Below are 21,687 nucleotides of genomic sequence, written 5' to 3' on the forward strand. Positions count from 1 at the left end.
TGACGGAAGTTCCAGTTAATGCGGTAGTTGGCTGCCCGGTTGGAATTGGGCCAGCTGTTCGGCCACGCGGTGCTGGTAGGTTTGCAGCGACTGGCGGCCAGGCGCCAGTTGCGCGGCGATGGCGGCGCTGAGCTGGGTGGCGTCTTTGCTGGCCATCAGGCGCTGCGTGTTGGCGCCAGCTTCGGCGATCAGGTCGCGGCCCAGTTGCAGGTTGATTTCGCTGAGCTTGCGCATGGCGTCGAGCAGGCGCAGCGACACCTCAAGCTGGAGGTTGATGAGGAGATTGGCGTTGGTGAGCAGGGCGGGGGGGGGAGTGGAAACATGATGGTCCTCGGCGTGGTGGTGATACTGATAGACGCCGAGGCCGACGGAAGGTTCCCGTTTTTTACGCTGAGGCCACCTGCAGCACCAGCTTGCCGAAGTTCTTCCCATCAAACAGCATGTTCAGCGCTTGCGGGAAGTTCTCAAGTCCTTGCACGATATCTTCCTTGCTTTTGAGTTTGCCTTCCTTCATCCAGCCCGCCAGCGCGGTCACGCCCAGGTGGTAGCGGTCGGCGTAGTCGAACACCACGATGCCTTCCATGCGCGCGCGGTTGACCAGCAGCGACAGGTAGTTCGATGGCCCCTTCACCGGCGTGGTGTTGTTGTACTGCGAGATGGCGCCGCAGATGACGATGCGCGCCTTCAGGTTGATGCGGGTGAGGATGGTGTCGAGGATCTCGCCGCCGACGTTGTCGAAGTAGACGTCCACGCCTTGCGGGCAGTGCTGCTTGAGGCCGTCCTTGACCGAGTCGTTCTTGTAGTCGATGCAGGCGTCGAAGCCGAGCTGGTTGACCACGAAGTCGCACTTGTCCTTGCCGCCGGCGATGCCGACCACGCGGCAGCCGAGCTGCTTGGCGACCTGGCCCACGGTCTGGCCGACCGCGCCGGCCGCGCCCGATACCACCACCGTCTCGCCGGCCTTGGGCTGGCCCGATTCGAGCAGGCCGAAGTAGGCGGTCATGCCCGGCATGCCCAGCGTGTTGAGGTAGGTGGTCAATGGCGCCAGCTTGGGATCGATTTTGTAGAAAGCGCCGCTCTTGTCGTCGGCCGCGCCGGTCCAGTAGCGCTGCACGCCGGTGCCGCCCGAGACGTGCTCGCCGACTGCAAATTTGGGCGACTTCGACTCGGTCACCACGCCGACGCCGCCAGCGCGCATCACCTCGCCGATGGCGACCGGGCGGATATAGGATTTACCTTCGTTCATCCAGCCGCGCATGGCCGGATCAAGCGACAGGTACAGCACTTTGACGCGGATTTCGCCATCGGCCAGCGGGCGCAAGGGCTCTTCGGCCTGCTGCCAGTCGCTGTCCTTGACCATGCCGACCGGACGCGCGGCCAGGCGGAATTGCAGATTTGTCTCCATCGATATTCTCCTTGTATGGGGTGGAAGGACTATATCTCAATTTGCACGACCGTGCTATTTTTGTCGTCAGAGGCAATGCATGCGACAATAGGTGTCTTTTTGTCCAACCTTACCCGGTTTTTATGAGCAATCCCGAATACATTTTGACACTGTCTTGCCTGGACCAGCGCGGAATCGTGCATCGCGTTTCGGGCTTCCTGGCTGAACACGGCTGCAACATCATCGACTCGGCGCAGTTCGGCGACAGTGAATCGCAGCTGTTTTTCATGCGCGTGCACTTTGCCCGCGAAGACCGCGACGTCAGCGATGAACTGCTGCGCGCCGACTTCAGCCTGCTCGCCGCCGACATGAAGCTGGACTGGGAAATGAAAGACGCCCACTACAAGCCGCGCGTGATGCTGATGGTGTCGAAGATTGGCCATTGCCTGAATGACCTGCTGTTCCGCTACAAGAGCGGCCTGCTGCCGGTGGAAATTCCAGCGATTGTGTCCAACCACATGGACTTCTACCAGCTGGCGGCCAGCTACAACATCCCGTTCCACCACCTGCCGCTGGCCACCGGCGCGCCGCTGGAAGATAAGCTGGCGCAGGAAGCCCGCATCATTGAGCTGATCAACACCCACAAGATCGACCTGGTGGTGCTGGCGCGCTATATGCAGATCCTGTCGCCGTCGCTGTGCGAGGCCCTGAAGGGCAAGGCGATCAATATCCACCACTCGTTCCTGCCGAGCTTCAAGGGCGCCAAGCCATATGCGCAGGCGCACCACCGTGGCGTCAAGCTGATCGGCGCCACCGCCCACTTTGTCACCGGCGACCTGGACGAAGGCCCGATCATCGAGCAGGACGTCGAGCGCGTCGATCACTCGATGGATGCCGAGACCTTGTCCGCCATCGGCCGCGACGTCGAGTGCGTGGTGCTGGCGCGTGCCGTGAAGTGGTTTGTCGAACACCGCGTGTTGCAAAACGGCGCGAAAACCGTCGTATTCAAGTAAGAGATTTTTTAGATGGCCCTCAAAGCAACAATTTACAAAGCAGAACTCTCGATTGCGGACATGGACCGCAATTACTACGAAACCCACCAGCTGACGCTGGCGCGCCACCCGTCCGAGACCGACGAGCGCATGATGGTGCGCCTGATTGCATTCGCGATCCACGCCAACGACGCGCTGACCTTCACCAAGGGCTTGTTCGACGTCGAAGAACCGGACTTGTGGCACAAGGATTTGACCGGCGCCATCGAGCTGTCGATCGAGGTCGGCCAGCCGGACGAAAAGGTGATTCTGAAGGCCTGCGGCCGTTCCGAGCACGTCTATGTGTACAGCTACGCGGCCACCAGCCACATCTGGTGGAAAGGACTGGCCAACAAGGTCGAACGCTGCAAGAATCTGACTGTGGTGGACTTGAACGCGGAAGCCACCGAGCAGCTGGGCAAGATGGCACAGCGCACCATGCAGCTGCAATGCACCATCCAGGACGGCCAGATCTGGCTGACCGATGGCACGACCACCGTCGAAGTCGCGCGCGAGGTTTTGAAGTCCGAACGCTAATCCAGGAGTCAGTGATGAAAAAGTGTCTCACCGTGCTGGCGCTGCTGGGCGCCGTTGTTGCCACTGCCGCGCAAGCGCATGTCACCCTCGACCAGCCGACCGGCTACGTGGGCACTTATCAGAAACTGGCTTTCCGCGTTGGCCACGGCTGCGACGGCAAGGCCACCACCGGCCTCACCGTCACGCTGCCGGAAGGCGCGTCGCACGCCAAGCCCATGCCCAAGGCGGGCTGGAAAATTTCGGTGACCGATAACGGCGCGCTGCATGAGATCAGCTGGAAGGGCGGCTCGCTGCCCGATGCTTATTTCGACGAGTTCGTCATGCAGGTCAAGCTGACTGGCGAGCCGGGCAAGCTGTACTTCCGTATCGTGCAGGAGTGCGGCAAGGTCAGCGTGGCGTGGGATGAAATCGCCGGCGAAAAAATGAAGGCGCCCGCGCCGGTGCTGGAAGTCTTGCCTGCACCGGCCGGTACGCCGCATCATACCCACTGATTATTTTACGACCGCGCCGCCTTTCATTACCCACTGGACTTGCTCCAGTGTCTTCACATCCTTCAGCGGCTCGCCATCCACGGCGATGAGGTCGGCGTACTTGCCGGCCTCGATGCTGCCCACCTTGTCGCTCCAGCCCAGCAGATCGGCCGCGTTGACGGTGGCGGTGCGGATCGCCTGCGCCGGCGTCATGCCCAGCTTGACCAGCACGCCGAACTCGCGCGCGTTCAGGCCGTGCGGATAGACGGCGGCATCGGTGCCGAAAGCGATCGGCACACCGGCCTTGATGGCCTTGCCGATGTTGACGCGCGCGGTCGGCAGTACCACCTTGGCTTTTTCCAGCAGTGGTTTCGGCAGCTTGATCGCTTCGGCGTTTTCAATCAGCCAGTCGCCCAGGTAGAGCGTCGGCACCAGATAGGTCTTGTGCTCCTTCATCAGCTTGATGCCTTCCTCGTCGATGTAGGAACCGTGCTCGATCGAATCGACGCCGGCCAGCACCGACAGCTTGATGCCATCGCCGCCGTGGGCGTGGGCGGCGGTTTTGCGGCCGAGGCGGTGGGCGTCGCTGATGATGGCCTTCAATTCTTCCAGCGTGTATTGCGAGGTGCGCGGATCGTCGCCGAAGGACAGCACGCCGCCGGTGGCGCAAATCTTGATGACGTCGGCGCCGTACTTGATGTTGCGGCGCGTGACCTTCATCGCCTCATCGGCGCCGTCGGCCACGCCAAGCGCAGTGAGCTTGTACTCGGGCGCGTGCATGGTGTCGTCGCAGTGGCCGCCGGTGATGCTGAGCGGCGGGCCGGAGGCGAGGATGCGCGGGCCGGGCACGTCGCCGTCGTTGATGGCGTCGCGCAGGCCGATGTCGGTGTAGTTGTCGGCGCCGACGTCGCGGATGGTGGTGAAGCCGGCGCGCAGCGTGACCAGCGCATTCTTCGCGCCCTGCAGCGTCATGCGCGGCACCGACTTGGCGATCAGGCTGTAGCCGGCGTCTTCCGGCGCGCCGGTGATGTGGGTGTGGCTGTCGATCAGGCCGGGCAGCAGGGTCTTGTTGCCGAGGTCGATGACCTGGGCGCCGGCCGGGATGGCCAGCTTGCTGCCGGCGGCGGTGATGCGGTCGCCGCTGATCAGCACCACGGCGTTGTCGACCAGCGTGCCGTTGCGCACGTCGACCATGTGGGCGGCCTTGACGGCAATGGTGGCGGGATCTGCAGCATAAGCGGCGGCGCAGGCCAGCATCAGAATAGACGAGGTAATCGCTTTCAAATAATTCTCCTTGCAGTTTTATTGAGGAGAGCCAAACCCAGCTCGTCACCTAGCGTACTCGGCAATGACACTGGCCGCTACAATATTTTTTCATGAACTCCCGTGGCGACACCATCTACAAGCAACTGTTCTCCCACCCGGAACTCGTGCGCGACCTGGTGGCGAGCGCGCTGCCGGCCGGCTGGGCGCAGGCACTGGAAGTGGAGGCGTTCGAGCGGGTCAACGCCAGCTATGCCAGCGAGCAGGGCAAGGCGCGGCACGAGGACGTGGTGTGGCGTGCGCGCATCGGCGGCGAATGGGTGTATGTGTACATCCTGCTGGAATTCCAGTCGCGGTCGGACAAGTGGATGGCGCTGCGGATGCAGGTCTACATTGGCTTGCTGTATCAGGACCTGATCGCGCAGCACAAGCTGAGCAAGCGTGGCAAGCTGCCGCCGTTGCTGCCGATCGTCTTCTACCACGGTCGTCGCCGGTGGCACGCCGCCACAGAATTGGCTGAGTTGATGCTGCCGTCACCCGATGGGCTGGCACAGTTCCAGGCGCGGCAACGCTACCTGCTGATCGACCAGCACCATGACTGTGAGCGAGGCAATATCGTCGCGCTGTTGCTTCGCTTGCTGGCCGCAGATACCCGGGTTGCCGCGGATGCCGCTGGCGCGGCATTTTCCGCGCGCATCAAACAGCCGGACCTGGCGTCTGCACGCGCGAGTCTGGAGCAGTGGTTCCTGCTCACCTTGCGTGACGACTTTGACGACACTAGTATGAGTGATGAGGAGGACCCAATTATGCGAACGGAAAAAAAGCCACGGCTAGGCGAACTTTTTACTCCCGAACTTATTCACCGGATGCTGCAACCGCATGAGGAGAGTCTGCAGGAGGGTATAGAGCAAGGAATGCAGCAAGGAATGCAGCAAGGAATGCAGCAAGGAATGCAGCAAGGAATGCAGCAAGGAATGCAGCAAGGAATGCAGCAAGGAATGCAGCAAGGGGAACTGCTGGCGCTGCGCGATGTGTTGAATGATTTGCTGCTTGGCGAGGTGCCGGTGGAAGCTGCGCCCAAAATCGCGGAGGCTGACAGTGGTCAGCTCCGCGCCTGGATCAAGTCCTTGGCTACCGGCGCCAGCCCCCGGCAACTGTTTGCCGAGGGCTGAGCAGCGCTTACACGCCCACCATCGATACTGCCTTGGTGTTGAGGTAGGCTTCCAGCGCTTCCGGACCGCCCTCCGAACCGTAGCCCGAATCCTTCACGCCGCCAAACGGCAACTCGGCGCTTGGCGTGGCGGGCTGGTTTATCCACAGCATGCCGACTTCCACATTGTGCATCAGCTGGTGCGCGTTCTTGATCGAACGGGTGAAGGCATAGCCGGCCAGGCCAAATGGCAGGCGGTTGGACTCGGCAATCGCCTCATCCAGCGTATCGAAGCCGCGAATCGCCGCCACCGGGCCGAACGGCTCGTCATTGAACACGCTGGCATTCAGCGGCACATCGGCCAGAATGGTCGGGGCGAAGAAGTTGCCCTCGCTGCCCACGCGCAGGCCGCCGGTCGCCACCTGGGCGCCCTTGGCGCGTGCATCTTCCACGAACTGCGTCATGGCCGCCACGCGGCGCGGATTGGCCAGCGGCCCCAGCGTCGTGCCTTCGACCAGGCCATTGCCCAGTTGCAGACGCTCGGCATGCGCCACCATCGCGCGGGTGAATTCGTCCTTGATGCTGTTGTGCACCAGGAAGCGGGTCGGCGAAATGCACACCTGGCCGGCGTTGCGGAACTTGGCCGCGCCCGCCGCTTCCACCGCCAGGTTCACATCGGCGTCTTCCGCCACGATCACCGGCGCGTGGCCGCCCAGCTCCATCGTCACGCGCTTCATGTGCGCGCCAGCCAGCGCAGCCAGCTGCTTGCCGACCGGGGTCGAGCCGGTGAAGGTCACCTTGCGGATCACCGGATGCGGAATCAGGTAGTTGGAAATCTCGGCCGGATCGCCGAACACCAGGCCCACCGTACCGGCCGGCACGCCGGCGTCGATGAAGCACTGGAACAGCGCGGCCGGCGAGGCCGGGGTTTCTTCCGGCGCCTTGCACAGGAAAGAGCAGCCAGTGGTCAGCGCCGCCGCCAGCTTGCGCACGATCTGGTTGATCGGGAAGTTCCACGGCGTGAACGCCGCCACCGGACCGACCGGTTCTTTCAACACCAGCTGCTGTGCCGCCGGATTACGCGACGGCACGATGCGGCCGTACACGCGCATGCCTTCGGCGGCAAACCAGTCGATGATGTCGGCGCCGGCCAGCGCTTCCATGCGGGCCTGGGCCAGCGGCTTGCCTTGCTCCTGGGTCAGCAGGCGGCCAATCTCGTCGGCGCGTTCACGCAGCAGGGCGGCGGCGCGGCGCAGCGTGGCGGTGCGCTCGAACGCCGATACCTTGCGCCAGGCGTCGAAGCCTTTCTGGGCCGCAGCCAGCGCGCGGTCCAGGTCGGCGATGCTGGCGTGCGCCACGGTGCCGATCTCCTTGCCGGTGGCTGGATTGATAACCGGGATGGTCTTGCCGCCGGTGGCGTCGGTCCATTCATTGCCGATCAGGAGGCGGACGTGAGGGTAGGTGATGTTGGTCATGCGAAGTCTCCGTTCATAAACACCGCTACTTTGCCAGAAATTCGCCAACTCGGTCGGCGGCTGGAAAATTTCCGCCTTGCAATGATATGATGTTGGTTATTTGATATGCATAAATAAGAACAAATGAAACCGATCATCCGTCGTATTGTGTCAGGCTGGCTGTTGTTCTGCGTGGCGGCAGGGGCGAGAGCGCAGTTGCCGCCGGTCGAAGATTTTTTTGAAAACAGCGCTTTTGGCGGCGCCACGCTGTCGCCGACCGGCCGCCAACTGGCGATCCGCGTCGGCCTGAAAGGGCAGCGCGATGTCCTTGCCGTGGTCGAGCTCGAGAGCAGGACGGCAAAAGTGGTTGCCGCCTATTCGGACGCGGACATCGGCAATTTTCAGTGGGTCAATGAGAGCCGCCTGGTCTACGATTTGCGCGACGCCATCCAGGCGCCGGGCGACCAGGAACTCGGGCCGGGCCTGTACGCGGTGGACAAGGATGGCAGCCGGCGCTTGCAGCTTGCCGACCGCAATTGGCGGCGTCTGTCGCCGCAGCCGTGGAACACGTTTCTGTTAAGCCAAGCCGGCAGCCAGGACTCGGACTGGATTTACGTTCAGCGCCCCCTGTACGACAGCAGCGACGATTATGTGGGCACGCGGCTGCGCCGTCTCAACACGGTGACCGGCCAGGCGGAGCTGGTCTCGGAACAGGATATTTCAGCCAGCAGCTTCATGTTGGACTTCCAGGGCGAGCCGCGGCTGGCATATTTCCGCGGTGACGTCGATACGCGTCTGCTGTACCTTGATCCGGCCACCGGCAAGTGGCGCCAGTTGCTCAGCTACGCACACTATTCGGACGCCCGCAGCGCCATCAATCCTTTGGGGTTCGGCCCCGGCGGCAACTTGTTTGTCAGCGCCTACGCCGGCGCAGACACGACCACCATGCGCAGCCTCGATCTCCAAACTGGCGCGGTGAGCAAGGAGGCGATAGTCGAGAGCCCCGGTTACGACTTCGACGGCAGCCTGATCGGCAGCAGCAAGCTGTTGGGCGTGCGACTGACTACGGACGCGGTCACCAACGTCTGGTTCGATCCGGCCATGCAGGCGATCCAGAAAGCCGTGGACCAGGTGCTGCCGCATACTAACAACCTGATCAGCGTACCGAAAAAATCCGAGGTGCCGTGGGTGCTGGTGGAGTCGTATTCCGATATTCAGCCGTCCCAGTTTTTCCTGTTCGATGCCAAAACCGGGGTGCTCGACCGTGTCGGTGAGACCTATCCGAAAATCCGTAGCGCCGGCATGGGGCAACAGGAGGCGGTGCGCTACAAGGCACGTGATGGACTGGAGATCCCTGGCTTGCTGACCCTGCCGGCGGGCGGCGGGCGTAAGAATTTGCCGATGGTGGTGCTGGTGCACGGCGGCCCGTGGGTGCGCGGCGCCAGCTGGGGCTGGAATCCGCAGGCGCAATTCCTGGCGTCGCGGGGGTATGCGGTGCTGGAAGTGGAGTTCCGTGGCAGCACCGGCTTTGGCCTCAAGCACTTTGAAGCGGGCATGAAGCAGTGGGGCCTGGCCATGCAAGACGATATCGCGGACGGCACCCGTTGGGCCATCGCCCAGGGGATTGCCGATCCCCGGCGCATCTGCATTGCCGGCGCCAGCTATGGTGGTTATGCCGCGCTGATGGGGCTGGTCAATGATCCTGAACTGTACCGCTGCGCCTTCGAGTGGCTGGGCGTGACGGATATCGAGTTGATGTACACCGGCACATGGTTCTCCAAGTCGGACGCGTCCGAGGCTTACCTGCGCTACGGTATGCCGCTGATGATTGGCGACCGCGACAAGGATGCCAAGCAGCTGAAAGCCACCTCGCCGATCAGGCAGGCGGCGCGCATACGCCAGCCGCTGCTGCTGGCGTATGGCAGCGACGACAAGCGCGTCCCGCTCTATCACGGCAAAAAGTTTTACTCTGCGGTTACCGATACCAATCAGCAGGTCGAGTGGGTCGTGTACGACGGGGAGAAGCACGGCTGGTCGCTGGCGAAGAATCGCATCGACTTTTGGAAGCGGGTGGAACGCTTCCTCGGCAAGCACATCGGCCAGCCCTCGCCGAAGTAGCGTTATTGCGGCGCGCTGCCCAGGCGTTTGATAGTGCCGGAGCCCATCACGCTCTTGCTGATTTGCGGATCGCCGTAGTAGTTGATGTCGCCCGAACCGGCCACGCTGAGGTTCAGCGATTTTTTGGCCCAGACGGTGGCCTGGCCGGAGCCGCCGATGCTGACCACGGCGTCGCGCGCCTGCAGCTGGCCGGCTTGCACCCGGCCCGAGCCGCCGATCGAGATTTGCAGGCGTTCGGTGTTGCCGGCCGCCTTCAGGCTGCCGCTGCCGCCCAGCGCGATCGCCACCGATTCGCCTTCCAGCTGGCCGACGTTGATGCTGCCGGAGCCGCCGACGTCGATGGTCAGATTTTCGCCGCGCAGCTTGTCGGCGGTGACGTTGCCGGAACCGCCGATCGACAGCCGTTCCAGCGTGCGCGCCTGCACCACGATCTTCATGTTGCGGGTATCCAGCTTGAGGTTGTTGCGCAGCGGACGGATGCGCAGTGTGCCGTTTTCCACCACTGTCTCGATGGCCGACTGGATGTTGTCGTCGGTCTCCACCATCACGCCTTCAGTGTTGCCGAGGCGGATATCGACATCGCCGCTGACGCCGACCGACAGCGCACTGAAATGCCCGACTTCGCGGTTCTGCTTGACGATTTTGCCATTGCCTTGCACGTGCTCGGCGCCGCTCAGCCAGCTCAATGGGCCAGCGTGGGCTGTCAGCACGCCGGCGGACAGGAACAGGGTTAAGGCGAGGCGGCGAGTGGTCATGATGTTCTCCTGAGTGGTCTTGATGCTTGCATGCTACGGGCTCGGCCCGCCATCCGACAGGGCGCTGCGACAGACTGCATCCTGCGCGGCGCAGAATGCGCTGGGCCGGGAATGGCCGGCGCATGAGGTATCATTCGTCCATGCTTACCATTACCATTAAACAGGGCAAGGAAAAACGCCTGCTGGCCGGCGACATCCTGATCTACGCCACCGCCATCGAGCGCGTCGACGGTCGCCCGAATGAAAAAAACAAACCCGGCGCCACCGCCGTTATCCAAACGTCATCGCGCCAGTTTTTGGCGCGCGCGGCCTGGAACCCGAATTCCGAGATTCGCGCCCGCGTCTGGAGCTACAAGGAAGACGAGCCGGTCGACCACGCCATGATGAAACGCCGCGTGCGCGCCGCCATCGCCAAGCGTGCCGCCGCCGTGCGCACCGCCTTGCCGACCGACCTGGTGCCGGTGATCCGGGGCGACGAGGACGGCTTGCCGGGCCTGCTGGTCGACAGCTGGGGCGGCACCGCCGGCTACCTGATCTGCCAGTTCCAGTCGGCCGGCGTCGACGCCTGGAAAGTGCCGATCGTGCAAGCGCTGCTGGCCGACACCGGCTGCCCGAACGTGTTCGAGCGCTGCGACGAACTGATTCGCAAATCCGAAGGCTTGCCGGTGTTTTACCGCGCCCTGGCCGGCGAAGAACCGCCCGACCACGTGCTGGTCACCGAAAAGGGCAGCCGCTGCAGCATGGATTTGCGCACCGGTTTCAAATACCCGAAATTGCGCAGCTGAAAAGTTTCGACTTTGCAAGTTTTTCTCTTATAATCGTTCGGGACCCACCGGAGACCTGAACAGAGATGGAACACTACCAGTCGTCGCAAATCCGCACCCTGAGCTACATTGAGAACGAAGACCATCCGGTCTTCGGCACTCTCGTCGAGCAGATCCTGCACCTGCTGAATACCAAGCTGATTTTCAGCGACATCCTGATCCACCAGAACAGTCCATTGATGCTGCGCCAGCCGAAAGGGCTGGTGGCGGTCTCCGATTCGCCGATCACGCGCGAGGAATTGCAGGAATTCTTCGAGGTGGTCGAGCCCAACTGGGCCGAGCGCATCCAGGACCGCGCGTTCGACCGGGCGGTCGACCTGCATACCGCCCGCATCCGCGCCAACTGCTTCAGCTTCCAGGGCCGCAAGCGCCTCGGCTGCGTGATCCGCCGCTTCCCGAAAGAGCCGATGCAGCTGTCCAAGCTGGGCCTGGGCATGCACGAACAGAACTTCGCCAAGCTGACTTCCGGCCTGGTGTTGATTATTGGCGACACTTGCCAGGGCAAGTCGACCACCATCGCCTCCATGCTGGACGAGATCAACAAGCACCGCTCCGGCCACATCATCACGATTGAAGATCCGGTCGAGACCTTGATTCCGCAGCGCCAGTGCGTGATTACCCAGCGCGAAGTGGGCTTCGACGGCGACGTTGAAAGCTTCTACCTCGGCGCGCTTGACGCGCTGCGCGAGCGGCCGGATGTGATCTGCATCGGCGAAATCCGCGATGCGCAAACGGCGCAGGAAGCGCTGGCGCTGGCCGAAGCCGGCCCGCTGGTGCTGGCCTCGCTGCACGCGCGTTCGACCGAGCTGGGCCTGCAAAAGATGATGCGCCTGCTGGGCAATACCGAGCCGCAGGCGCAGGCCTTGGCGCACGCCTTGCGTGGCGTGCTGTGCCAGGCGCTGCTGCCGGCCGTCAAGGGCGAGCGCTACTACCTGGCCACCGAGTGCCTGACCAATAATCCGGAAGTCACCGAGATGATTGCAGACGGCCAGATTTCCAACCTGCGCATCTGGATGGAAGACAAGCCGGGCGAGGGCTGTCACACCATGAACACCTCGCTGCGCGCGCTGCTGGCCGAGGGCAAGATCTCGGTGCAGGACGCGCGCAATGCGACTACCGACCGTATCGGCTTCGTCGAGCCGTAATCAATCGAGCGGCACGGCGCGGTAGCGGTTCACATCCGCGCCGTTGACCGGCGGCGCATTATTCCCCCACGTGCTGCGCAGGTAGGAGACCACCTGCGCAACTTCCGTATCGTTCAGCAGGTGGCCGAAAGGCGGCATGCTGTACGGACGCGGATTCCCCGCCGTGCCCGGCGCAAAGCCGCCGTTCAGCACGATACGGATCGGATTGACGGCGCTTTCCATTGTCAATGCGCGATTGCCTGCCAGTGGCGGGTAGGCCGGTGGCACGCCGGCGCCGCTGGCGCCGTGGCAGTCGATGCAATGCCGCTGGTACAGCTTGGCGCCGGCCGCCAGGAAGGCCATCGCTTCGGCGCCGCTATCGCGTTCGAAAGTGGATGGCGCGGCCTCGGGCGGCAAGGCCCGCAAGTAGCCGGCGATGGCGTTGATGTCGCTGTCGTTCAGGTATTGCAGGCTTTCCTTGACCACTTCCGACATCGGGCCGAAGACGGTGGCGCGTGGCGAGGCGCCGGTCTTGAGCAGTGCGACCAAATGGCCCTGTTGCCAGTCGCCGCGTGCGTTCAGGGCGGGCGCGTACCAGCCCAGTGACGGAATCAGGCCTCCGGACAGGCTGTCATCAGCTTGCGCGCCGAGCGGATTGCGCGCGCTGTGGCAGGCGCTGCAGTGGCCAAGGCCTTGCACCAGATAGGCGCCGCGATTCCATTCCACCGATTGCGCGCTGTCCGGCTGGAACACTTCCGGCTTGAAGTACAGCACGCGCCATGCGGCCAGCGCGATTTGCAGATTGTAGGGGAAGCGCAGCTGGTGCGGCTGGCTGGGCTGGCCGACGGCCGGCACGGTCTGGAAATAGGCGTACAGGGCGTCGGCGTCGTCGCGTGTGATGCGGGTGTAGTTGGGGTAGGGGAAGGCCGGATAGAGCAGGCGGCCGTCCCTGGATTTGCCGTGGTGGAGGGCGCGCCAGAAATCGTCGGCAGTCCAGGCGCCGATGCCATTGTTGCGGTCGGAAGTGATGTTGGGCGAGATGATGCCGCCGAATGGCGTTTGCAATGCGCGGCCGCCGGCGTAGGCTTCGCCGCCGCGCGCGGTGTGGCAGGCCATGCAGTCGCCGGCACGGGCGAGGTAGGCGCCGCGCGCGATGCGTTCGGCCGGCGCCAGAGCGGCGATGGCGGCCGAGGGCGGCGTGGTGTCGCCGGCCAGGAACTGTTGCGCCAGCAGGCCGGCGGCAACCAGCACGGCAGCCAGCAGGACGGCGGAAACGGTATAAACGATTTTCCTCATTTCGCACCTCCGACGGCTGCAGGGGCGCTGCCGCAGGACATAGGCAGCGGTGCGGGCAGGCTGGTGGCGGGGCGGGCGGCGGCGTCGGGCGGTTGCTGGCTTAGCCAGGCGGAGACGGCGGCGACGTCGGCCTCGCTCAGGCGGGCCGCGATGTCGGCCATGCAGTCGGGCGCGGCGGCGCGGCGGGTATGGCTTTTCCAGTTGCCGAACTGGGCGTTGATGTAGTCGCTGGGCAGGCCCAGCAAGCCGGGGATGGCCGGCTCCACGCCGCCCAGCGCCGCGCCGTGACAAGCCACGCAGGCCGGGACTTTTTTCACCGCATCGCCTTGCCGCACCAGCGCTTCGCCGCGCGCCAGTTGCGCCGCGCTGGCCTTGCTGCCGCTGCCGGCGGCGGCAGCAGCGTAGGGTGGATGCTGGGCCGCGAAGTAATCGGCAATCTCGCGCAGGTAGGCATCCGGCAGCGGCGTCACCATATAGGTCATCATCGGATAATGGCGGCGGCCGTCGCGGAAGTTGCGCAGTTGGTTGTACAGGTAGCCGGCCGGCTTGCCGGCGATGCGAGGGAAATAAGCGTCGCCACGTTCTTTCACGCTGTGGCAGGCCAGGCAGGCGGCGACGCGCTGTTCCAGCGTATCGGGCACGACGGTGGGCGTCGCGCTGAGTGCGGCGGCAAGACTGAATGCGGTAAAGATCGGCATACCCCTCCTGAGTTCAGGCGGCGCATGACGGCCGCACGCCTAGGATATACCGGTTTTGGCCGGTTTCGGCAGTTTGAACGGCTTGATCGTCGGCAGCTTGTTGCCGAGGTTGATCCAGTGGCGGTACACGCGCAGCGCCACCTGGGCATCGTCGGCCGCGTACAGGATCTGTTTTTCGTTCAGGCGCGGCAACGCCCAGTTGGTGGTGGAAATCTTCTTGGACTTTTGCAGCTTGAGGCCGAAGAACTTGGCCACCGCGGTCTTGGCGCCGAGGTCGTTGCGCTGGCCCGGCGCGCGCAGCACCACCGACATATCGACCACGCCGGCCGTGCGGATATCGAGCTTGGCGTACAGTCGCTTGACGTCGTCCGACAGGCCGAAGCCGATCTTCAGCGGCAGCGGACGCTCCAGGATGGCCAGCAGCACCGCGCGGATCTGTGGCTCGGTGCTGTCGCCGATCTGGAACAGCCAGGCCTTGTGCTCGGTGGCGAACTGAATCAGGTGCGGACCGGTGGAGGTTTCCCCGCGTGTGAAAGTGGGCTTGGACTCGGTATCGAAGCCGATGGCGTCGCAGGCCAGCAGGGCGTCGCGCGCGGCGGCGGCCTGTTCCGGCGTGACCACCATCTGCACGTCGGCCAGGCGGATGCCGATGTAGGGCGGCAGATTATCCTCTGCCGCCGTTTCGGCCGTTTCCGCCACGATGGGGCTATCCAACTCAGCCCTTTTTGGAGAACTTCGCGGCCAGCTGGTTCAGCTTGTCGGCGCGGACCTTGGCGGCTTCCTCGGCGGCCTTGGCGTCGCGCTCGGCCTTCTTGCGTTCCGCTTCCTTCTTGAAGCGTTCCTGCAGCACCTGGGTGGCGTGGGCGCGGTGGGTGTCGGTGACTTCGGCGCCGGGCTTGCCGTCCAGGTCGTAGCGGACCTTGGCTTTTTCCATGACTTTCAGATAGCGCAGCGAACCGGTATGGATGCCGAGCGCGGTGCGCATGGTCTTGCGGTCCAGCTCAGGCATCGCGGCCAGCAGTTGTTTATCGATACCGATAGACAGCGGCAGGAAATCGCGGAAGGCCGGGAATTGGGTTTGCAGTTGTTTCAGCAGGCTGCGCGGGGATGGCGCGGCCGGCGCCGGGGCGGAAGCAGCGGTGGCTGGCTCGGTGACCGGTGGCTGGGGGGTAAGACTAGTGTTCATCGACTTCATAGGTTAAGCAACAGCCGTCAGCATATCATGGGGATCGGCGGAATGCAGTGCATTTTAGGCCATTGTGTTGAATTGCTCATGCTTAGGATGGACTTAGGAGCGCGCAAAGACGTGCGTTGGCGGCCCAAAATGTGTATAATGTTCGACGCACTAACGCAACACAGTGTGATCTTCCCTGAAAAGAGAAACAAGCCCGTGGCTGGAAGCGGGCTTTTTTTATTCCGCAGATAATCGTCAGCTAAATTACAACATTTCCACCCAAGCGCACCTTCGCGGTCGGCGCGGGGTTAGCTTTTTTTGTAATTTTCGGCGAGTACGCTTGAGAGATTTTTAATGACCAAACCGAAAACTTTAACGCTGTCCGTCAAGAAGCCCACCCGTGCTAGCGCAGCGCCGCTGGTGGTGCCGAAGACCACGCTATCTTATGTCATCGATAACGAAGAGGCAGCGAGCAAAGTTATGGTCGTCAAAAAGAAAACCCGCCTGAGCGCCGCCGCCGAGGCGGCAGCCCAGGTGGAGGCGCCTGAGGCCGACATGGCCGAAGTGGAACCAGCCAAAGTCACCAAAGTGGCGCGCAAGAGCGCCGCCGAGGCGGAAGCGCCTGCCGTGGTGGTCAAGGCTGCGCCGAAATCCAAGCTGGTCAAGGCCAAGGCCGAGCCGGCGCCGGTGGTTGTCACCAGCGGCACCGCCGCCCCGGCCGTCAACCAGGTGACCGACGCCGCCACCCTGGCTGCGATCGACACCTCGGGCTACCAGTTGCCAGGCGTGAAAGTGCCAGGCCGCCGTGGCCGCAAGCCGTCGGAATTCACGCCGGAAAACGATGAGATCGCCGCGCTGAACGCGGTCGAGCGCGCGGAACTGAAAGCCGTGTCCAAGGCGCGCGAGCGCAAGGCCAAGGGCGGCGCCGACCTGATGGGCATGGATCCGAAAGCCTCGGCCGAGGAGCTGGAAAAACGCCGCCTGCAGATCAAGAACCTGATCAACAAGGGCCGCGAGCGCGGTTTCCTGACCTACGCCGAGATCAACGACCAGCTGCCGGAAAACATCATCGATCCGGAAGCGATCGAAGGCATCATCGCCACCTTCAACGACATGGGCATCGCCATCTACGAGCGTGCGCCGGATGCGGAAGCGCTGCTGCTGAGCGATAACGTGGCCACCGTGACCTCGGACGACGAAGTGGAAGCGGCGGCTGCCACCGCGCTGTCGACCGTCGATTCCGACTTCGGCCGCACCACCGACCCGGTCCGCATGTATATGCGTGAAATGGGCGCCGTGGCGCTGCTGACCCGCGAAGGCGAGATCGAGATCGCCAAGCGCATCGAAGAAGGCCTGAAGGACATGATCCAGGCGATTTCGGCCTGCCCGACCACCATCGCGGAAATCATCGCGCTGGCCGGCAAGATCGAATCGGACGAAATGAAAGTCGACGACGTGGTCGACGGTTTCGTCGATCCGAACGAAAGCGCCCCGGCGCCAGCCCCGGCTCATTCGGCTTCGGACGAAGACGATGATGAAGAAGACGACGAAGAGGAAGACGGCGATGTCGGTGGCGGTGCAGCCGGCTACTCGACCGAGCAACTGGCGCAGCTGAAAATCGCCGCGCTGGACAAGTTCGCGTTCATCGCGGCCCAGTTCGAAAAAATGCGCAAGGCCTCGGGCGGCTACGGCTCCAAGACCTACGTGGCGGCGCAGGAAGCGATTTCGGCAGAACTGCTGGGCATCCGCTTCACCGCCAAGGTCGTGGAAAAGCTGTGCGACACCCTGCGTGGCCAGATGGAAGAAGTGCGCCACATCGAGCGCGCCGTGCTGGAACTGTGCGTGAACCGTTGCGGCATGCCGCGCGCCCACTTCATCAAGGTCTTCCCGGGCAACGAGACGGACCTGGACTGGGTCGATGGCGAAGTCGACGCCGGCTATCCGTACAGCACCGTGCTGGGCCGTAACGTGCCGGCCGTGAAAGAGCTGCAGCGCAAGATGATCGACCTGCAGGCGCGTGTGGCGCTGCCGCTGGCCGACCTGCGCAAGATTAACAAGCAGATGGCCGCCGGCGAGAAGCGCGCCCGCCAGGCCAAGCGCGAAATGACCGTGGCCAACTTGCGTCTGGTGATCTCGATCGCCAAGAAGTACATCAACCGCGGCCTGCAATTCCTCGACCTGATCCAGGAAGGCAATATCGGCCTGCTGAAGGCGGTGGACAAGTTCGAATACCGTCGCGGCTACAAGTTCTCGACCTATGCGACGTGGTGGATCCGCCAGGCCATCACCCGTTCGATCGCCGACATGGCCCGTACCATCCGCGTGCCGGTACACATGATCGAGACCATCAACAAGATGAACCGCATCTCGCGCCAGATCATGCAGGAAACCGGCAGCGAGCCGGACCTGGCCACCCTGGCGGTGAAGATGGAAATGCCGGAAAACAAAGTCCGCGAAATCATGAAGATCGCCAAAGAGCCGATCTCGATGGAAACGCCGATGGGCGAGGACGGCGATTCGCAGCTGGGCGACTTCATCGAAGACAACACCACGCTGGCGCCGCTGGACGCCGCGCTGCACGCCTCGATGCGCAACGTCATCAAGGAAGTGCTGGACTCGCTGACCCCGCGCGAAGCGAAAGTGCTGCGCATGCGCTACGGCGTGGAAATGTCGAACGACCACACGCTGGAAGAAGTGGGCAAGCAGTTCGACGTGACCCGCGAGCGTATCCGCCAGATCGAAGCCAAGGCGATGAGCAAGCTGCGCCAGCCATCGCGTTCGGACAAGCTGAAGACGTTCCTGACGCAGAACTAAGCATCACATCAAAAAGGGAGGCCGACGCCTCCCTTTTTTTGCGCTAAAATATTAGTTCGACGATTCAACTAATTATAAGGATGGAGACATGAAGCGATATTGGGCGTGGATGCTGGTGCTGTTGTTGGGGGCGTCAGGCGGGGTGCAGGCGGCCAGCGCGGTCAGCGGCAAGTACCGGAATGTGTTCCGCGAATGGCGGCCGGAACTGACGGAGCACATGATCGACGCCAAAATCAATAGCTATTGGCAGTCGCTGTTCGAGGGCGACGCCGACAGCCGCATTTATTATCCGGCCGCGCCCACGGCGGACGGCCCGACCGCCTACATCAAGGACATCGGCAACGACGACGTGCGCAGCGAGGGCATGTCCTACGGCCTGATGATCGCCGTGCAGATGAACCGCAAGCCTGAGTTCGACGCACTGTGGAACTGGATGCACACGCACATGCGCTACCAGGACGGGCCGCGTCGCGGCTACTTCCGCTGGCAGTGCCGGCCGCCGGGCTGCCCCGGCGATGCCGTGCCGGCCTCCGACGGCGAAGAATACGTCGCCACCGCCTTGCTGATGGCCTCGGCCCGCTGGGGCAACGGCAAGGGAATTTACGATTACGGTCGCGAGGCCGACGACCTGCTCACCGTCATGCTGCACAAGCAAACCATCAACGGCGGCGTGGTCAACGAAGCGCGCTCGATCTTCTCGCCCAGCCAGCATCAGGTGGTGTTCGTGCCGGTCGGCACGGCGGCGGACTTTACCGATCCTTCCTACCACCTGCCGGCGTTCTACGAACTGTGGGCGCGGCGCGGCAGTGAGACAGACCGCGCGCAGTGGCGAAAGATCGCTGAAACCAGCCGCCACTACTTCCAGCTGGCGGCCCATCCGAAGACCGGCCTCACGCCGGAGTACGCCGAGTTCGACGGCCGGCCGCGCCGGCAGGAAGGGCATGGCGATTTCCGCTTCGACTCCTTCCGCACGGCGGTGAACTGGTCGGTGGACCAGGCGTGGTGGGGCCGCAATCCACAGGCGGCCGAACTGAGTACGCGACTGCTGGGCTTTTTCCAGCGCCAGGGCGACGGCCCCTATCCGGCGCAATACGCCATCGATGGCACCGTGCTGGACCGCGAAAGTTCCACCGGCCTGATCGCCTGCAACGCCGTCGCCACGCTGGCGCTGGACGGCCCGCCGCCCGCGCGCTTCGTGGCCGACCTGTGGAACCTGACGCCGCCCAAGGGCAAATGGCGCTACTATGATGGCCTGCTACAGTTCATGGCCATGCTGCACGTCTCGGGCCGCTTCATCGCCTATCAGTAAGATAGCTTGGGATACCAGTCGGTGCCGCGTCCGCCGGGAGTGAGGTCGAGGATATTCCACAGCGGCGTGGGGGCGGGCGCGCCGCGCGGGTCTTGCCCAGGGTCTTGCGTGCCGCCGAGTTCGCTGGCCCAGAAGTGGCGCACCTTGCCATCGCTGCGGGTCCAGACGTCCAGCGCCGGCCATTCGCTGCCGTCGGGCGCCAGGCCGCGATAGTCGCGCGGGAAATCGTCGCCGATGCACTGGTAAAACGGGAGGTTGTGCCAGCCGCGCTCGCGCGCGAAGGCGAGCTGGCGCGCGACCGGCGAGCGGCCGATGACCGCCACGGCGATGCGTTGCGTCAGGTCGCGCGACGGCGTGTCGAGCGCACCGAGGAAGGCAGTGCACATCGGGCAGGGCAGTTCGCGCTGCGGGCCGTACATCCAGAAATACGTTACCAGCGTGTCATGCCGGCCGAACAGGTCGGCCAGCTGGACGGTCTTGCCGTTCTCGTCGAGGAAATCGTAGCCGGGCGGTTCGCCGCCCGGCGGCAGCGCGCGGCGTTGCCCGGCGACGCGCTCGATGTGGCGGCGCAGTTCGATTTCTTCCGCCAGCAGCGCGACGCGGGCGGCGCGGTATTCCGGGCTATCATTGGGATATGGACGGCTGTTTTTAGCGGCCAGTTCGGCCGCCGGCGTTAGCGTGCTCATGGTGTCCTCGCAATCGGAATGAGTCTGCGATTACAGTCGTGCCGCACGGTCGCGTCTATGCGCCAGCACACATAAACCGAAGGGAGATACTGATGGGGGAGGCGGGATACCTGCATGGCAGCTGCCTGTGCGGCGGCATCCGTTACCGGGCCGCATTGCCGGTGGCGTATGCCAGTCACTGCTACTGCACCATGTGCCAGAAGCAGCATGGCGCTGCGGCGGGAAGCTACGCCAACGTTGCCAGCGCCGGTTTCGTGATCGAGCAGGGTGCGGCGCTGGTCACGGAATACGCCTCATCCGACGAGGGGCGGCGCGGTTTTTGCAGCGTGTGCGGTTCGACCCTGTTCTGGCGCAGTACTGAGGCCGAGGACCGTATCGCCATCACCCTGGGCACACTGGAACCGGCCTACACCGGTCCGGTCGACCACGAACTCCACCTCGACACCAAGCCGGTCTGGCTCCCCGTTAAATAGTGATTTGCAGGCTGCGCGCCGCGACGGCGAGTGTGCCGCCGAGGGTGGCGAGCCGTTCTTGCATGGCGTAGAGGGGCGTTGTGTCGCCCGTGCCGGCATGATCGCTGCTGAGCGTGATGGTGAGCCGTGCTGGTTGCAGGTCCAGCTCGACTTGTAGCTGGCTGGCGCCGGCGACCAGGTAGTGCAGGCCGGCTTGCACGACGTGGTACACGGCGCTGGTTTGTTGCTGGTCCAGCGTTGCGCTGTCGTGCGGGATCAGCAGGCGATATTGCAGTCCCTGCCGGCGCGCCATCTGCTGCAGCTGCCATTCGATCGCCGCCGACAGTCCCAGTTCCAGCGTGGCCGGATGCAGTTCGTTGATGATGTCGCGCACCGCGCTGATGCTGGCGTTGAGCGTTTCCATTGCCTGCGCCGCACGTTCATGCAGTAGCGGTTGTTGTTCGCCGGTGCGTGCGTGCAGCATGGTGATGTCGAGCTTGAGCGCCAGCAGGTTTTGCGCCAGGTTGTCCTGCGTGTCCAGCGCCAGCCGCCGATGCTGGCTTTCCATCGCATCGCGCTGCTGCGCCGCGACCTGCCGCGTTTGTTCCAGTGCTTGCTCGAGCGCGGCTTCCTTCTGCTTGCGCTCGGTGATATCGATTGCGCTGCAAATCAGCAGGTGTGGCGTGCCGTCGCGGCGGTAGGTCGGACGCTTGTAGGTCAGCAGCCAGCCCATGCCTTGGCGCACCTTGTTCCACACATAGGCTTCATCGATGCAGGTTCTGTTGCTGGCGAAGGCGTGCAGGTCGTGCTGGCGCAGCAGCTTGATTTGCTCCGGCGGCAAGTGGGCGCTGCCGTTGGTGCCCACGGCCTCGGCGGAACTCACGCCCCACAGCGCTTCGCAAGCCTGGTTCATCATGACCACTTGTGACTGGCTGTTCTTGATGAACAGCGGATGCGGCATCAGTGCGATGATGTCGCGCAGCTCGGTGTCGCTGCCCAGCAGCGGTTCGCCGGTCTCATCCTGCAGCCAGTCCATGACCTGGCTGATTTCAACATACGCGGGGAAGGCAAATGCATTGGTCATGATGTTCCGGGCAAATGGGCTCGGAACGATTGTAGTGTATTTTTGTTATTTATTGTGTTTTACG

The 21,687-nt window shown here is 63.5% G+C and carries 21 protein-coding genes; 10 read left to right on the plus strand and 11 right to left on the minus strand.

The genetic code is table 11. The annotated features are described in order from the left end of the window. Positions 1–15: 15 nt before the first annotated feature. Complete coding sequence (locus tag BMZ70_RS28235) at positions 16–258, minus strand: phasin family protein (protein ID WP_165403547.1); 243 nt, start codon at positions 256–258, stop codon at positions 16–18. Between the two features lie 127 nt (positions 259–385). Further along, on the minus strand, positions 386–1,405 hold the full coding sequence (locus BMZ70_RS01065) for an NADP-dependent oxidoreductase (protein ID WP_092268858.1): 1,020 nt from the start codon (positions 1,403–1,405) through the stop codon (positions 386–388). A gap of 122 nt (positions 1,406–1,527) precedes the next feature. Here BMZ70_RS01065 and purU point away from each other — a divergent pair, with 122 nt between their 5' ends. The 3 genes from purU to BMZ70_RS01080 are packed head-to-tail and all read left to right on the plus strand — an operon-like array spanning position 1,528 to position 3,443. Then, entirely contained in the window at positions 1,528–2,397 is an 870-nt protein-coding gene (purU, locus tag BMZ70_RS01070) for a formyltetrahydrofolate deformylase (protein WP_092268860.1), read from the plus strand. A gap of 12 nt (positions 2,398–2,409) precedes the next feature. Continuing rightward, positions 2,410–2,952: a YaeQ family protein gene (locus BMZ70_RS01075; protein WP_092268862.1), complete on the plus strand. Its 543-nt coding sequence runs from the start codon at positions 2,410–2,412 to the stop codon at positions 2,950–2,952. A 14-nt stretch (positions 2,953–2,966) separates the two neighbouring features. Continuing rightward, complete coding sequence (locus BMZ70_RS01080) at positions 2,967–3,443, plus strand: YcnI family copper-binding membrane protein (protein ID WP_092268863.1); 477 nt, start codon at positions 2,967–2,969, stop codon at positions 3,441–3,443. On the opposite strand, the gene BMZ70_RS01085 is transcribed toward BMZ70_RS01080, so the two are convergent. Further along, a complete protein-coding gene (locus tag BMZ70_RS01085) occupies positions 3,444–4,706 on the minus strand; it encodes a Xaa-Pro dipeptidase (RefSeq protein WP_229205240.1) in 1,263 nt (420 codons plus the stop codon). It abuts the gene before it with no gap. A 92-nt stretch (positions 4,707–4,798) separates the two neighbouring features. Between BMZ70_RS01085 and BMZ70_RS01090 the strand changes: the two genes are divergently transcribed. After that, on the plus strand, positions 4,799–5,857 hold the full coding sequence (locus BMZ70_RS01090) for an Rpn family recombination-promoting nuclease/putative transposase (protein ID WP_092268867.1): 1,059 nt from the start codon (positions 4,799–4,801) through the stop codon (positions 5,855–5,857). A gap of 7 nt (positions 5,858–5,864) precedes the next feature. Here the strand turns inward: BMZ70_RS01090 and BMZ70_RS01095 are convergent, their stop codons facing one another. After that, complete coding sequence (locus tag BMZ70_RS01095; protein WP_092268869.1) at positions 5,865–7,310, minus strand: NAD-dependent succinate-semialdehyde dehydrogenase; 1,446 nt, start codon at positions 7,308–7,310, stop codon at positions 5,865–5,867. Between the two features lie 123 nt (positions 7,311–7,433). Here BMZ70_RS01095 and BMZ70_RS01100 point away from each other — a divergent pair, with 123 nt between their 5' ends. Further along, entirely contained in the window at positions 7,434–9,407 is a 1,974-nt protein-coding gene (locus BMZ70_RS01100) for a S9 family peptidase (RefSeq protein WP_092268871.1), read from the plus strand. A 2-nt stretch (positions 9,408–9,409) separates the two neighbouring features. Here BMZ70_RS01100 and BMZ70_RS01105 read toward each other — a convergent pair whose 3' ends face one another. Continuing rightward, complete coding sequence (locus BMZ70_RS01105; RefSeq protein ID WP_092268872.1) at positions 9,410–10,162, minus strand: head GIN domain-containing protein; 753 nt, start codon at positions 10,160–10,162, stop codon at positions 9,410–9,412. A 140-nt stretch (positions 10,163–10,302) separates the two neighbouring features. On the opposite strand from BMZ70_RS01105, the gene BMZ70_RS01110 reads away from it, so the two are divergent. Then, a complete protein-coding gene (locus BMZ70_RS01110) occupies positions 10,303–10,947 on the plus strand; it encodes a class I SAM-dependent rRNA methyltransferase (protein WP_092268874.1) in 645 nt (214 codons plus the stop codon). A gap of 65 nt (positions 10,948–11,012) precedes the next feature. Further along, entirely contained in the window at positions 11,013–12,131 is a 1,119-nt protein-coding gene (locus BMZ70_RS01115; protein ID WP_092268876.1) for a type IV pilus twitching motility protein PilT, read from the plus strand. Here BMZ70_RS01115 and BMZ70_RS01120 read toward each other — a convergent pair whose 3' ends face one another. From BMZ70_RS01120 to BMZ70_RS01135, 4 genes are all read right to left on the minus strand, one after another. Beyond that, on the minus strand, positions 12,132–13,406 hold the full coding sequence (locus BMZ70_RS01120; RefSeq protein WP_092268878.1) for a cytochrome c: 1,275 nt from the start codon (positions 13,404–13,406) through the stop codon (positions 12,132–12,134). Beyond that, a complete protein-coding gene (locus tag BMZ70_RS01125) occupies positions 13,403–14,104 on the minus strand; it encodes a c-type cytochrome (protein WP_092268880.1) in 702 nt (233 codons plus the stop codon). The genes BMZ70_RS01120 and BMZ70_RS01125 overlap by 4 nt, the downstream gene beginning before the upstream one ends. 39 nt (positions 14,105–14,143) lie before the next feature. Continuing rightward, entirely contained in the window at positions 14,144–14,728 is a 585-nt protein-coding gene (locus tag BMZ70_RS01130; protein WP_092277386.1) for a 3'-5' exonuclease, read from the minus strand. A gap of 91 nt (positions 14,729–14,819) precedes the next feature. Next, the gene (locus BMZ70_RS01135) at positions 14,820–15,299 is read right to left on the minus strand and encodes a ProQ/FINO family protein (RefSeq protein WP_092268881.1); all 480 of its coding nucleotides are present in this window, start codon (positions 15,297–15,299) and stop codon (positions 14,820–14,822) included. Between the two features lie 333 nt (positions 15,300–15,632). On the opposite strand from BMZ70_RS01135, the gene rpoD reads away from it, so the two are divergent. Both rpoD and BMZ70_RS01145 read left to right on the plus strand, forming a co-directional pair. Next, entirely contained in the window at positions 15,633–18,092 is a 2,460-nt protein-coding gene (gene rpoD, locus BMZ70_RS01140; protein WP_092268883.1) for an RNA polymerase sigma factor RpoD, read from the plus strand. A gap of 88 nt (positions 18,093–18,180) precedes the next feature. Next, the gene (locus tag BMZ70_RS01145) at positions 18,181–19,401 is read left to right on the plus strand and encodes a family 8 glycosyl hydrolase (protein WP_092268884.1); all 1,221 of its coding nucleotides are present in this window, start codon (positions 18,181–18,183) and stop codon (positions 19,399–19,401) included. On the opposite strand, the gene BMZ70_RS01150 is transcribed toward BMZ70_RS01145, so the two are convergent. Further along, a complete protein-coding gene (locus tag BMZ70_RS01150; protein WP_092268886.1) occupies positions 19,395–20,087 on the minus strand; it encodes a DUF899 family protein in 693 nt (230 codons plus the stop codon). The two genes, BMZ70_RS01145 and BMZ70_RS01150, sit on opposite strands and share 7 nt — an antisense overlap. Positions 20,088–20,179: 92 nt before the next feature. Between BMZ70_RS01150 and BMZ70_RS01155 the strand changes: the two genes are divergently transcribed. Beyond that, positions 20,180–20,560, plus strand: a complete 381-nt coding sequence (locus tag BMZ70_RS01155; RefSeq protein ID WP_092268887.1) for a GFA family protein — start codon at positions 20,180–20,182, stop codon at positions 20,558–20,560. Here BMZ70_RS01155 and BMZ70_RS01160 read toward each other — a convergent pair. Beyond that, positions 20,553–21,623: a PAS domain-containing sensor histidine kinase gene (locus BMZ70_RS01160; protein ID WP_092268889.1), complete on the minus strand. Its 1,071-nt coding sequence runs from the start codon at positions 21,621–21,623 to the stop codon at positions 20,553–20,555. The genes BMZ70_RS01155 and BMZ70_RS01160 overlap by 8 nt on opposite strands. Positions 21,624–21,687 lie beyond the last annotated feature (64 nt).

The organism is Duganella sp. CF402 (assembly GCF_900109645.1).
GTDB lineage: Bacteria > Pseudomonadota > Gammaproteobacteria > Burkholderiales > Burkholderiaceae_D > Rugamonas.